The organism is Alteribacillus sp. JSM 102045 (assembly GCF_041949975.1).
GTDB lineage: Bacteria > Bacillota > Bacilli > Bacillales > Marinococcaceae > Alteribacillus.
Window position 1 is genome coordinate 104906 of sequence record NZ_JBHFQG010000006.1, and the last position, 13226, is coordinate 118131.

The 13226-nt window shown below is 36.5% G+C and carries 16 protein-coding genes and 1 other annotated feature; of the genes, 5 read left to right on the top strand and 11 right to left on the bottom strand.

Annotated features, from left to right (window positions below; all coding sequences use genetic code 11):
• Positions 1-2 precede the first annotated feature (2 nt).
• The 3 genes from ACE1TI_RS06320 to yhfH form a co-directional block, all read right to left on the bottom strand.
• Positions 3-566: an adaptor protein MecA gene (locus ACE1TI_RS06320; protein WP_375006741.1), complete on the bottom strand. Its 564-nt coding sequence runs from the start codon at positions 564-566 to the stop codon at positions 3-5.
• 92 nt (positions 567-658) lie between these two features.
• A complete protein-coding gene (locus ACE1TI_RS06325) occupies positions 659-1414 on the bottom strand; it encodes a metallophosphoesterase (protein ID WP_375006742.1) in 756 nt (251 codons plus the stop codon).
• 139 nt (positions 1415-1553) lie between these two features.
• The gene (gene yhfH, locus ACE1TI_RS06330) at positions 1554-1685 is read right to left on the bottom strand and encodes a protein YhfH (protein WP_375006743.1); all 132 of its coding nucleotides are present in this window, start codon (positions 1683-1685) and stop codon (positions 1554-1556) included.
• A gap of 257 nt (positions 1686-1942) precedes the next feature.
• Here yhfH and ACE1TI_RS06335 point away from each other — a divergent pair, with 257 nt between their 5' ends.
• The gene (locus ACE1TI_RS06335) at positions 1943-2164 is read left to right on the top strand and encodes a hypothetical protein (protein WP_375006744.1); all 222 of its coding nucleotides are present in this window, start codon (positions 1943-1945) and stop codon (positions 2162-2164) included.
• A 124-nt stretch (positions 2165-2288) separates the two neighbouring features.
• Positions 2289-2519, top strand: a complete 231-nt coding sequence (locus ACE1TI_RS06340; RefSeq protein ID WP_375006745.1) for a hypothetical protein — start codon at positions 2289-2291, stop codon at positions 2517-2519.
• Between the two features lie 19 nt (positions 2520-2538).
• Here ACE1TI_RS06340 and ACE1TI_RS06345 read toward each other — a convergent pair whose 3' ends face one another.
• The 3 genes from ACE1TI_RS06345 to ACE1TI_RS06355 form a co-directional block, all read right to left on the bottom strand.
• Positions 2539-2760 (bottom strand): hypothetical protein, encoded by a 222-nt coding sequence (locus ACE1TI_RS06345; RefSeq protein WP_375006746.1) that lies wholly within the window; start codon positions 2758-2760, stop codon positions 2539-2541.
• An 81-nt stretch (positions 2761-2841) separates the two neighbouring features.
• Entirely contained in the window at positions 2842-4341 is a 1500-nt protein-coding gene (locus ACE1TI_RS06350; protein ID WP_375006747.1) for a RecQ family ATP-dependent DNA helicase, read from the bottom strand.
• Positions 4325-5395 (bottom strand): YpbB family protein, encoded by a 1071-nt coding sequence (locus ACE1TI_RS06355; RefSeq protein WP_375006748.1) that lies wholly within the window; start codon positions 5393-5395, stop codon positions 4325-4327. The genes ACE1TI_RS06350 and ACE1TI_RS06355 overlap by 17 nt, the downstream gene beginning before the upstream one ends.
• Before the next feature lie 209 nt (positions 5396-5604).
• Between ACE1TI_RS06355 and ACE1TI_RS06360 the strand changes: the two genes are divergently transcribed.
• Complete coding sequence (locus tag ACE1TI_RS06360; RefSeq protein WP_375006749.1) at positions 5605-5853, top strand: ferredoxin; 249 nt, start codon at positions 5605-5607, stop codon at positions 5851-5853.
• A gap of 134 nt (positions 5854-5987) precedes the next feature.
• Positions 5988-6479, top strand: coding sequence for an inorganic diphosphatase (locus tag ACE1TI_RS06365; RefSeq protein ID WP_375006750.1), 492 nt, complete (start codon positions 5988-5990; stop codon positions 6477-6479).
• Between the two features lie 35 nt (positions 6480-6514).
• Here ACE1TI_RS06365 and ACE1TI_RS06370 read toward each other — a convergent pair whose 3' ends face one another.
• Positions 6515-7579 (bottom strand): M14 family metallopeptidase, encoded by a 1065-nt coding sequence (locus tag ACE1TI_RS06370; RefSeq protein ID WP_375006751.1) that lies wholly within the window; start codon positions 7577-7579, stop codon positions 6515-6517.
• A gap of 131 nt (positions 7580-7710) precedes the next feature.
• Positions 7711-7935, top strand: a binding site (T-box leader).
• Positions 7936-8088: 153 nt separating this feature from the next.
• On the opposite strand from ACE1TI_RS06370, the gene serA reads away from it, so the two are divergent.
• On the top strand, positions 8089-9711 hold the full coding sequence (gene serA / locus ACE1TI_RS06375) for a phosphoglycerate dehydrogenase (protein ID WP_375006752.1): 1623 nt from the start codon (positions 8089-8091) through the stop codon (positions 9709-9711).
• 95 nt (positions 9712-9806) lie between these two features.
• On the opposite strand, the gene ACE1TI_RS06380 is transcribed toward serA, so the two are convergent.
• The 4 genes from ACE1TI_RS06380 to ACE1TI_RS06395 all read right to left on the bottom strand — a co-directional run bounded on the left by ACE1TI_RS06380 (position 9807) and on the right by ACE1TI_RS06395 (position 13224).
• Positions 9807-10214: a hypothetical protein gene (locus ACE1TI_RS06380; RefSeq protein ID WP_375006753.1), complete on the bottom strand. Its 408-nt coding sequence runs from the start codon at positions 10212-10214 to the stop codon at positions 9807-9809.
• Between the two features lie 157 nt (positions 10215-10371).
• Entirely contained in the window at positions 10372-10956 is a 585-nt protein-coding gene (locus tag ACE1TI_RS06385; protein ID WP_375006754.1) for a M23 family metallopeptidase, read from the bottom strand.
• Positions 10957-11032: 76 nt separating this feature from the next.
• A complete protein-coding gene (locus ACE1TI_RS06390) occupies positions 11033-12130 on the bottom strand; it encodes a Ger(x)C family spore germination protein (protein ID WP_375006755.1) in 1098 nt (365 codons plus the stop codon).
• Complete coding sequence (locus ACE1TI_RS06395; RefSeq protein ID WP_375006756.1) at positions 12127-13224, bottom strand: GerAB/ArcD/ProY family transporter; 1098 nt, start codon at positions 13222-13224, stop codon at positions 12127-12129. Before ACE1TI_RS06395 ends, ACE1TI_RS06390 begins: the two co-directional genes overlap by 4 nt.
• Positions 13225-13226: the final 2 nt, after the last annotated feature.

The following is a 13226-nucleotide window of genomic DNA, read 5'->3' on the forward strand; positions in this document are numbered from 1 at the left end:
GTTTATATTTGCCTCGATGCTAAGGATTGAAGAGCAGATTTCGTTTTTAATATTTTCCCTTTTTTTCTTGTTATAACCGGGTCTACATATGCTTTTTCTCCGTATTCTTCGAGAAGTGGTGAGAGAAGTGCAGGCACCTTTGCTTTATGAAAAGTAAAATAAAGATAGTAATATGGATTCCATTCTATTAACATGCCGCCTTTTATTTTGTGATGTGCTGCTCGTTCTGCTAAAGCAAGCAAGTCATCTTTACGGTTAAAACGAAATAACAAAGTATTTTTGGGCTTTTTCTCTGCGCTTAACAAACTGATTTTATCCCCCTCTTCATCAAAAAAACTTATAACTAGATGGATGGTATCTTTTTCCGCTTCATTAATTTCCGCATCCAGCTGTGCATTTTGCTGAACGTTAAAATGGTCGGATATCATTTTTAGAAGCGAGGTGAAAAATAATTCTGCACGTTCATTATTTATACATCCATTATGTGGATCAATTCCGTTATCTAAAAGCTCTTGTCTTGTGAGATGAACTTTTAAACGGTCTCCCGGCCAGGTGTATATCTCCATTTCAAGTCCTCCTGATTCTGCCGTTGTCGTGCCTATGCTGTTGTTAACCTGCTATACTATATTCATTGCGGCACGGAGGGGTGAAGACATAATTAGGCTCTTCGTTTAAGAGTGATAAGATGTGATTCGGCGGGGGCCCCCCATCTCAGCGGTAAGGTTGTAGTGCCATAACCATTACTTATAAGCAGCTGTATTCCCCGACGTGTCTTCCAACCGCCTTTTTCCCGAATTCCCAATAGACCTAAACGTATCTGCCCTCCATGTGTGTGGCCGCTTAATGCAGCCTCAAAAACAAACGGTGCAGTTAACTGATCTAACACGGCTGGGTCATGTATGGTTAATATTGGTATGCTTTTTTGTCTTTTCTCTTTAAATTCTGTTTCATTTAATACTTGATGCCTGTCCATCAAGCCTGCTATATTTAAAACTTCATTGTTAAGACGCCATTGGAAAATACTGTTTTCTAAAATAATAACCTCTTCTTCCTCAAGTAAAACCAGTAAATCTTCTCGCACTTCTGCATCATTGTTTCCCCATACAAATATTACTGTGCCAATTTCCTTAAGTTTTCTAATGTTATCCCGCACTCTGGCTAAAGGAACCCCTGCCTCCATAATGTCTCCACCAATAATAACCAGTTCGGCTTTATTTTTTACTTTCTTTACTAGTTTGTCAGGAATGCAGCGGAAATGAATATCAGATATAAAATAAATGCATTTATTACAGAAGCTTTTTGGTAATTTTTTCAAATAAAGCTCTTCATTCCTTAACCTGTTTCTTTTCGCTTCTATTCCCATAAAAATAATCCAAAAGAATAAAAGATAAACAATCACCCTTTTTAATCTCATTTACAATCGACCTTTCCAACCTTTTTCCACGCTCCACCATATTATACAGCAGGTAGAATACCAGCGGAAGGCACCTGAAATTTAAATAATTTTCCAAAAAAAAAGAACGGCAGCCCGTTCTTTAAACCTTAGGATAATTTTATATATCAGTATTTCTTAAACATTTATCACATTGGTTCATATACGATTCATGCTGTTCTTCCATCACTTCTCCACAATCCGAACAATGTTTTGGCGGCAGGTTTCTAAAAAATTCAGTAATTTTTTTCATTGTACTTTCCCCTTTCGACCTTTTCTACATTGTATTATAACAGTTAACAAAATGTCAATTTGTTTTAGAACATTACCGCCCATTTTTTCTGGTTTTTTATATTAATTCTTTGAAAGTTCCTGTGTTAATCAATTCTGTTACATAATAATTTTTATTGAATAAGAACGTTCTTAGAAACATTCTGTCAAATGTGGAAAATCGTTTCCGATCTATTTTATACTTAAAGAGATAATGTTCCAAAGGGAGAGACGCAAAAGATGGATTTAACCATATTTTTAATAGGAACAGCTTTATTTGGCGGAGGATTTTTTCTGTTGCTTTTCTTATTACTTAAAAAAAAGAGTTTAGCTCTTCCATTTATACTTATGGGAATAGGAGTTGTTATTTGTTTTATTGGGCTGCTGCTGTCTTCGCCTTTAACAGAAGAAAATCAATACAGCTCGAAAAGTTCTCTACCGGGGACGGTTTACAGTTGGTGATAAGAATGGGGCTGTAAAAATTAATTTCCTCTTTTTAGAGGACTCTTCCCGTTATAATTATTTGATAATTCAAATAAATTTCGTTATACTAATAAGAGTACCTTTTAAACAGGAGGCGGAACCAATGTTATTAAACAAACTGAAGTGCCGCTCGCTTATAACAGACCATGATGTCGACTATAATTACAGATTAGGTATCCCTATTGAAGTGTATTGCACACGCACAGAAACAACTATGGCATTTGGCCAGATAGAACGATATTCTGAACAGCTGATTTGCGTAGCTGGCAAGTGTTTTGAAAGATCCCGTTTTATTTTCATAGGCCAGCGGGACCTTATCCAGGTATCTTCATAAAAGGAAATAAAGTCCGTAATTAACCAATCAAAAAAAATACTGCCGCAGCAATTAATACGATGAAAATAAATAATAGGAGCAGAAGACGTGCCATAGGAAAATTCATCCGAACTTTCTTTTTATGTACTTCTTTTCGTGGGGGCAGAGAAGTGACATCTATTGAACTGTTTCTATTTAATTTTTTTCTTTGAGCACGTCTGCGAAGATTTTCTGCCTGGTCACCTTGTCGGTTGGAGTTCATTATGAATCACCCTTTTCGACTTTAAGAGGCTTATCTTTTCTTTCATTTTAACACATCACCACTTTTTCGGCTTAAAAATATTTAGCTGTGTTGGTGAAGCAAAGCAGCCAGGCGACCTTTCCATGTTATATTTTTTTTCACTTCTTCTTCCTTATGGTGTTTTTCTTTAATTAATGGCTGCGTTAAACCGCATATATCGCAGCACTGTTCTGGAGCACTTGTCTGATATTCCCCAAAATATTTTATCAGTCTTGTTCTTCTGCATTTCTTATCATCCCACATCCACTCTTCTATTTGGTTAAGTTTCTTATATTTCCATCTTTTTCTTTGATAAAAAATGCTTTCTATATACTCTTTAAAATCACTCGATTTATTTTTAGAAACTTGTTTCTGCCATTCTTTCCAATAATGACTGAAAAAGCGTGCATGAATTTCTTCAATTCCAAACATGTCCACTAATGTCTTCTCAATAATTTCCCCTGACAACATGCCCTCTATTTCCTTACTGACCGCGGTGATGTGATGGTCATCAGGAAACTCATTATCTATCAGTCGGCGCGGAAAAATTTGATCTCTATTTGATCTTATAAGAATAGCAGTACTTTGCTCTCCATCTCTTCCTGCTCTTCCTATTTCCTGTACATAAGATTCTATGTCTTTAGGATAATCGTAGTGAATAATAAAACGTATATCCGGCTTATTAATTCCCATCCCAAACGCATTCGTACAGCAAATAACATCGGTCTCTCCCGATAAAAACTGCTGCTGAATTAAATTTCTATCTTCTTGAGTCATTCCCCCATGGTATGAAAAAGCTGAAAGAGCCGTTTCCTCTTTTAACTTTATAGACAAATCTTCAGCTTTTTTTCTGCTGGAGACATATACCATTCCTGGAATAGGAAGTCTTTTCAAATAATCAAGCAATATTTTTTTCTTTTCCTCTTCACTGCTAGCTGATACAACACTCATTGTAATATTTTTACGGTCTATTGAATCATTAAATATGACAGGGTCTTGTAACTGTAATTGCTGTAGAATATCTCTTTGTACTTCTGGTGCAGCTGTTGCAGTTAAGGCCAGGCAAGGCGGGTTTCCAAGCGCATATCGTATGCTGTTTAACTTCATATAATCTGTTCTAAATTCATGGCCCCATTGAGATATACAGTGAGCTTCATCTACCGCTAACAGCGAAATCTTTTGTTTACAAAGATACTGCAATACTTCCTGCAGCTGAATACTCTCCGGTGATATGTAAAGAATTTTATAAAATGATAAGTTTTTTAAAATATATCTTTTTTCATCATAGGTTAAAAAACTGTTGTAGGATGCTGTTCTTTTAATGCCTTTTTGTTTTAACTCTTGAACTTGATTTTGCATCAATGCGATTAAAGGAGAAATTACAATCGTCAACGCATCACTTACAAGAGCTGGAAGTTGATAACACAGGGACTTACCTGTTCCGGTAGCTAACATAGCAAAAACATCTCTTTTCTCCATTACTGCCTTGATAATTTCCTTTTGCTTGTCTTTAAATGAGTCATAACCAAAATAATGGTACAAATAATTATCCAGCGTTTTCATTTCCTCCTCCAAAAAAAGCTAAAGTAAGTCGAATGGAAAAATAGTCAACTATCATTCCTTCATTTGCTAATGTTTCTTTTATAACTTTTAAACGGTAAGTCCCTGAGTTTTGAACAGTTGTCAAAATTCTTTTTTGTAAAGGCTTGGATACATACTTTTCAACAGAAAATTCAGCACCTTCTGAGACAAGTTCTACTATGTGATCTTCAATAGTGCTTTTTTTTAACCCCCTAATTTCTGCTATTTCATCAATTGTTAAGCCCTGATGTAAGTACCGCTTCGTTTTCTTTGTTGTTGACGTCAACACTTGCTCATGAAGAAGTCCCTCTGCCACCTCTTTTAAATAAGTAGTCTGTGGGGCATGTGCTAATAAATAATGTAGAGTTGATTGAAAACGGAAGTACGTTTCATCGATATCTTCGTTCATAGCAGCAGCAAGCTGTGTTAGAGTCTGTCCTGTGTACTGATGGCCTGAAAGCTTTCCTGCAAACACGGAAGCATCCTTTTCAGGAAGATGGTTTAAAAGACCATACAAATCCTTATATATATAATAAGCAAGCTCCTCTTTTTCAGCTCTCATTCTTGGCCATCTTTGTTTTAACCAGCGCTGGGTTTTAATATCATCAAATACCGGTAAAAACTTTCGGTTATCTGATAAGGAAAACGATAAACTCTGGATGGTTAATGCGATTCTTTTCCAAAAAACCGGGGCTGCTTGTCCATATTTCCAGCCATTGAATATCGACGGCCAGCTATATCGGCTAAAAAAACTTTCTGTAAATAATTTACCTTGCTCAGTCAGCTTAGCTTTATTTTCACTATTTACGATAAAAAGTTGATTTTCCATTTTTCTCGTTTCTACATCAAAATCAGTCATTGTCCATTTAGGAAGCATAGAAAAAAACTCAGATACACCATACCATTTACTGTCTTGTATGGTTTGGGAAGACCGTTTGCCGTTTAAAAGATGAAAAATTGATTTTGATGAACGATCACCATTAAACCGGCCTAGCAGATAAAGAAAAAGATATTGGCGGAAAGAGAGGTTATCCATTCATTCCAGCCTCCAGTTTTAAAAAGGGATAAGTGAAACCCTTGAGATAACAGCGTTTTCATATAAGAATCAGCAGCGAATTTACTCATTTTCTGTTGAAAAGTTTATCATGAAAGCATACAATATGAAATAGACATTGATAATCCATTTTTAATACAGGCTTCATCGCTTTTATGGATATTAAATGATTCTTCAGGAGGTATTAGATCATGCCAAAATATACTATCGTAGATAAAGATACATGCATCGCCTGCGGAGCTTGTGGGGCTGCTGCACCCGACATTTATGATTACGATGATGAAGGACTAGCGGAAGTAATTATAGATGATAACACAGGAACCGTTGAAGTACCCGAAGAACTTGAAGAGGATATGATGGACGGTTTCGAAGGCTGTCCTACCGATTCTATTAAAATTGCGGATGAACCGTTTGAAGGTGACCCGTTAAAATTTGAATAGAATGAAAACACCGGAACGTTACCCGGTGTTTTCTTATTTCTCCATACTTTTTTCTAACGATTGATTTTATTATTTGTTGATTCCTGCTATAATTTTTAGTGGTATTGTTATACATAATAAAGGAGGCGAATGGTATGGCTGCAGACAACAAAGTAGTAGAAGCTGTAATTGAAATTCCGACCGGCAGTCAGAATAAGTACGAGTTTGATAAAGAAAAAGGGGTTTACAAATTAGACCGTGTCCTTTTTTCCTCTATGTTTTATCCCGCAGAATACGGTTATATTGATGAAACGCTTGCGCTTGACGGGGACCCATTAGATATTTTAGTTCTCGTTACCAATCCAACTTTTCCTGGATGCGTCATTGATGCTCGGGTTATTGGTTATCTTAATATGATAGATGACGGAGAAGAAGATCAGAAACTGCTTGCTGTTCCTACAGAAGATCCAAGATTTAAAGATGTTCATTCTATTAATGATGTTCCTTCACACAAGCTGGATGAAATTGCTCATTTCTTTAAAACATATAAAGATTTGGAAAATAAAAAGACAGAAATCGGAAGCTGGGAAGATGCCCAAGCTGCAGCTGAGCTTACTGATGCTTGCCTTGAGCGTTATAAAAAGTAATAAACAAAAATGGACCTGTCTTCAGGGTCCATTTTTTATGAAAATTTCGGAAAGGTAAGACTTTCTAAAATAAGAGGAACGGAAGTTATCCAAATTCGAACAGAAGATTCAAAGGGAAGCGGATTTTGCCCTGCTCCTGTCTCAATGGTAAAGCCTGGACGCTTAAACTCATTTATAAACCAGTCTTTATAACCCGCTTTACTATCGGCTGTCCGCACGGATTTAAAAGAGCTTGCTCTTGCCAGTCGGTTCGCGAGCTCACTGCTGACAGGCGGTTCTTTATCTCTATAGCCCCAATATATTTCCTCTCCTTGTGAGTGAAAAGTAAGCACATAAGAAAACTCTTCTTTCATTGTTAGTTGGTAGACAGCTCTTGTCTCCGGTTCAGTCAGTGGAGCTTCGCCGCCATAATGTCGTGGAAAAGGAGACGCCGGACTAGTAAGTGCTTCTTCTTTCCAGCCTGCAGGCCATTGATGATTCAGATCAACGCCGGCAGCATTAGCCGACCAATGTCGAAAATCAGTAAACCCATCATTAATTTCTTTTATTTCTTTATAATTATAATGGTCTTCGAAAAGTCCTTCTTGGACTAATTCAGCTCCATCAGGATTAACTAACGCAACAACATAAATTGTTGCTTCTCCTAGTAAGCTATCTATATCTATTCCATTCCACTTTTCTTTTAGATTTATTTTGTTTTGTAAAACTTTCAAGAACTGCATTAATAGCCAAGTGTTCAGCCATTCATTTCCATGCCATGTGCCCGAAAAAAATAGTTTCTTTGGACCATGTCCAGTCTTAAATAGCCATACTGGTTTGCCCATTCTAGAAGTACCGATTTTTTCTGATGATATTTTCCCATTAAAATATTCTCTGTCCTGTTCAAGTTCCCGCCACCCATATTCATGAAAGCAAGCAGTATTTTTAATAGTATTAGAGGCCAGGCCGGGATCTGGGATTTGAAGGTAATTTCCTGGGGTAAGATAATCGATTCGGGAAAAAATTTCTTTATTAAAAAAAAGCAGATCTTCTATTCTCACTTTATTATAAAAAGCTACTTTTGCTAATGTGTCCCCTTTTTTTATTTTATAAGATATCATTAAAACCCTCCTTTTTATTCTCACTCCAAGAATATGCTCTTCTGCCTTATATAGAATTGACAATTTAATAAACTTATGATAAATTGCAAACAATGATAGACATTTTTCTTTCAAGGCTGCACAAATCTATATTAAATGCAATGAGGAAGAATGAGGAAATGATATTCATTTCAGAGAGCCGGGACAGCTGGGAACCGGTATGAACCATTTCTGATAGCACTTCCGAGCTGACGCTTTGAACAAATTGTAAGTAGAGGCGGACGGATAACCCGTTATCTTGGAGCAGGCGCTCCCTGAGCCAGAATGTGAAATTCTGAAAAAATGAGGGTGGTACCGCGGAAACTTCCGCCCCTCACGAATTTATTCGTGTGGGTGGAAGTTTTTTTACATTACAGAGATTTCGTATCATTATAAATAAGCCGGACACCATGAACTCTCTATCATTAACCCAGGGAGACTCCAGGTTATACCGGTTTAGATATTAGATAAAAAAAGGAGTGGAGAGTTAGATGATTCAACAGCCAGTAGCCGAGAAAACAGAGGAGAAAATCATAAATGGGACTTACCGGGTTCTTGTATCTGATGCCATGAGCGAAGAAGGTCTTGCACCGCTATTAAACAATGATAATATGGAGTGTGTACAGCAAAATGTTAATGAAACAAGTGATCTTGACCAGTATGACGCACTCCTCGTAAGAAGCGGAACGACCGTAACTGCAGAACTAATGGACAAAATGGACCATTTAAAAATTATTGCGCGCGCTGGAGTAGGCGTAGACAATATTGACATTGACGCTGCTACGAAACGTGGAATTGTTGTGATAAATGCTCCAGACGGTAATACTATTTCCACAGCAGAGCATACATTTGCTATGATTATTTCACTAGCAAGAAAAGTGCCCCAGGCAAATGCCTCTATTAAAAGCGGAGAATGGAACAGAAAAGCTTTTCAAGGAACAGAACTTCGCGGCAAAACTCTTGGTATCGTAGGATTTGGCCGTATTGGATCTGAACTGGCAAAACGAGCTCGGGGATTTGACATGACAACAGTTGTGTTTGATCCATTTCTTACAAAAGAACGAGCAGAAAAATCTGGTGTCCGCTTGGCAGAACTCGATGATTTACTTTCTGAAGCTGATATTATTACGGTCCATACCCCATTGACCAAAGATACGAAAGGTTTACTTGGGATGGAGAACATTAACAAAACCAAAAAAGGTGTTTTTCTTATCAATTGTGCCCGCGGCGGAATTATTGATGAAGATGCTTTAAAACACTATCTTGAAAATGGGCATGTAGCAGGAGCAGCACTCGATGTGTTTGAAGAAGAACCGGCACAAAACAATGAATTATTGAACTTTAACCAGGTTATTTCCACTCCTCATATTGCTGCATCTACTAAAGAAGCTCAGTTAAATGTTGCTGCTCAAGTTTCAGAGGAAGTTCTGCAATTTTTAAACGGTCTGCCTGCGCTGAATTCGATCAATCTTCCTGCTATGTCAAAAGAAAAGTTTGAAACACTTCAGCCTTATTATGAACTTTCTAAAAAGATGGGCCATATTTTATCACAAAGCATGAAAGGACCAGTACAGGATATTGATGTGCATTACAGCGGAGAAGTAACAGAATTAGAAACTTCCGTACTTACCCGCTCTTTGATTGCCGGCTTTTTACAGAGCCGTATTGATGCTCCTGTAAATGATGTAAATGCTTCTCTTATTGCAAAAGAACGAGGTATTACGTATGGAGAAAAACATCAGACTAATGCTCTTGGGTATTCTAATTTAGTTCAAGCTGCAGTTAAAGGTGAAGACCGGACGTTCACTATTCACGGAACTTATGTAAAAGAATACGGTCCAAGAATTGTCCGGATCAATGATTTTAATGTCGACTTTTATCCAACCGGTCACTTAATCTATATTCAACATACAGATAAACCAGGGGTTATTGGTAAAATGGGGCAATTACTAGGAAAACACCAAGTAAATATTGCGACAATGCAAGTGGGACGGAAAGAAGAAGGCGGAGACGCCATCATGATGCTTGCTGTCGATAAAGAAGCCAATAAAGAAGTACTTGCTGATTTAACTTCCATAGAAGAAATTAAACTTGCAGATAAAATTGAAGTTTAAACTTTCTTCGACTGACAGCCTTTAAATATATAGAGGGTTGTTATAATGTAAGAATATATGAATCCCGTGCCTCACTTTGAAGCACGGGATTTTTATTACTTTTCAGGCCATATGTATCCTAGAATATGATTCCATTGGGCTCTTCTTGATAAATGTAAAAACTCCCGTCCACTCTGTGTGATGGAAGCGTAATACCGACCTTTTTTTATCCACCCCTCTTCCTCAGCAATCGTCTCAATAAATTGATAAAAAAACACATCTTTAGGTTTCTTACTTTTTGTTAATAAATGTCTTTGAAAAACTTGCTCCATTCCTTTCCAAAAACGCTGGTGAAGATGTCTGTCCCTATCCAGCCTGATTTGCTCATGCAGAGATAATTTTTTTAACACAAATAAAAAGCCGTCAAGTATCCATTCTTCTTGATGTCCTCCACTCTGTTTATTAAGCCAAAGTAAAAATGAGGTATCAAGATGAATAGAATTCTTCAACTGAGGATCCATCATTTTCAATCTTCCTTTTTTTTAAGCTTTATTCATTTTATCATAATTATATTACAGAAATGTTTTAAGGAAGAATTAACAATTGGCCTGGTTGAATGACAGTATTTTTAAGCTTGTTTCGTTTGCATTAAGCTTTTCAAAGAGGTGCCATTTTCTTTTGCTACTTCCTAAGTGTATCACCGGGTTTCACTTTGTGCTGCTCGCTATCAGCTATACTATTTTTTGAAAATTCTCTGTTTAGCTCAATCAAATAAGGTAAATTGGAAGGATTTAATACAGTTAAAGGATCAGCCGCAAACTTTTTATCTTCCCTCCACTCCTTTTCATGAAATTCAAAATGTAAGTGAGGTCCCGTAGAGTGGCCAGTGCTGCCTATAGTGCCGATTACCTCCCCTTGTTTAACTGCCTCTCCTTCACCTTTTAATCTTTTAGATAAGTGTGCATATAATGTTTCCTTATTATCTTCATGAGAAAGGATAATAACATTGCCATAAGAAGAAGAGAAATACGATTTAATGACCCTGCCGCTTTTTGCAGCGGATACTTCCGTTCCTTTGGCTACTGCTATATCAATTCCATAATGTGTTCCATCTCTTGTACCAAATGTATCACTTAACTCTCCTTGGACCGGCCACATGTATTCTTGTGGACCTGCATAAGTCGTTGAAACGCCTATAAATAAATAGATAAAAAACATTATTGCAGAAAAAATTCCTACAATAATAAACCTTTGAATATAGTTCATCCTAAACCTCCACCTGTAGAACATTACGTTCTAACATATGAACGCTTGTCTTCCTTATGCTAAATAATTTTACTTTTTACTCAATAGCGCCAGACTGTAAAATTTTTAAATCAACCTTAACATTTGCTTTTGTTTCGGGATAAATATTTTCTTTCCATTCATTTGGTTTCCAATTTCTTGTTTTGCTTCTATATTTCTCACCAAATCCTATCGGATCTATTTTTAATTCCTGAAATCTCTTAATTAATTTATCTCCTTCTGTTTTTATTTGATTTCCAACTGAAGTCTCAATTTCTGCAACTTGTTTTGGGTCACTCAGATCTATATTACCTGTATGATCAGTAATTTCCCCTTGAATTTTAAGCTCAATATCATATTTAGGATATGGTTTTCTTGTTTTTTCATTATATTTCACTTCTGAGAACACATTTTCAATTACAACGTAGTCTTTCTTACCTTCATGCTCTATTACAAATTGACTAGTACCACCCTCACTTCCGTCGCGCAGAAGTTTAAGAATATACGTTTTATTTAAATCCAAACTTTCTACGTAACGGTCGAAATCAAATAGTGCTGTTCCAATTAACTGTGGCTGATCTCCTTCTTTTTTTATCAACGGCAAAATAGCATCCTTTCCATCGCTGTACAGATCAAACAAAAAAAGGTGCATATTTGTTTTTGGTATGTTTTCAAAATTTATGTTTTGCTCTATAAGATCGGAAAAATACATGCCTACCCGCTGCTGATTTTCTCCTTTTAGATTTAATATCTCATCTGTATTACCTTCTGTGATGCATAAATATATTTTACTTCCAATCCGGGGATTGCGATAGAATGATTTAACATATTTCTCTACCCCTTCTACAGCTACATCTTTTCCAAATAAAATGACCCGTATTTGGCCATATCGGAGCGGTTGCTGTGCTCTTGTATTCAAGAGACTTCGTGCTTCTTCGGTTGTTTCTGATATGACGGAGAGCTGCTGCATATTCAGTGTGCTTTCTTCTCCCTGTTCCAGAAATACAGGAAAGGTAACAGAATATTTGAGTTTTTCTTCATCATATTTATCAAGGCCTACCGTCTGAATAAGCAGGATTTCATCGATAATTTGGGTATCAAGACATCCAGTTATTAAAATAAGAATGGTAAACGTTATAAATGTTTTTTTCTTCATGTCTTCCGCTTCCTTCTCATTTTTTGACCTGCAAATTGACATATGAATATGATCGGAATGTAAGCTATTATAATCCAAAAACCAATGTGCGAAATAGTATTATTTAACGTATTTACAGCCTGGCGGTTGTCTAGAAACGGGACAATAAAAACCACTGCTGTCATCAATACGATAATGACATAGCGCTGTTTTATGGAAAACAGCCTTTTTATACCTCTGCTCGCTCCCCAAAAAGCCATTCCAATGTTAGGAATTATAATAATTAGCCATAGCGATATTCCTAAATATTCAAACCGTTCTATAAACGGAAATTCAATAATTTTCAAAAGGGTCAAGGTCGGCCATATTGTCATGTTTAATTGTCCTTCACTAAAAAAAGATAATGTTACCAGCATTAAGAGGGTATAGACAAACACAGTTGTCCAGTGACCGAGCTGCGCCCATTTCTGCGAACGGTGCCCTTCCTTTATAAAAGGATAAAACAAGAGCAGCAGTTCAAAACCTAGATAAGTAATCGTGGTTTCTCTTACACCAAGAATTATATTCTTTAACGAATGTTTCCACACTGGAAGAAAATTTATAAACTCTCCATACTGAAGCGGCATTAATAAAACAAAAAATAATATAGAAGGAATAAACACACCTGCTACACATAGACCTGTTACTGTACGAAATCCTCCTTCGATAAGGTAACAAAAAAAATAAGCTGCTAATACTGTTAAAAGCCACGTGGGTATATCCTCAAACACCCATACTTGAATCACTTCAATATATGTTCGTAATACGAGAATTCCGAGTGCATAAAAGTAAAGAATAATTATTATGCTAAAAAATCCTCCAACCCATTTACCAAAAAGGTTGCGATGGACTTCTATGATATCGTTATGATTAACTTTTAATATATAATAAATCATGCTGATAAGAACAGAAATAATGATTCCTGCAATAATTACTGGAATCCAGCTGTCATAGCCGCTGTATTTAGCAACAGTCCGTTGAAAACCAAGCATTCCTACTCCGACCTGGATTGCATGAATTAAAAAAAATACCATCGAAGGAGAAACTTGAAACTGCTCTTTTACTTTAGAATGCATTT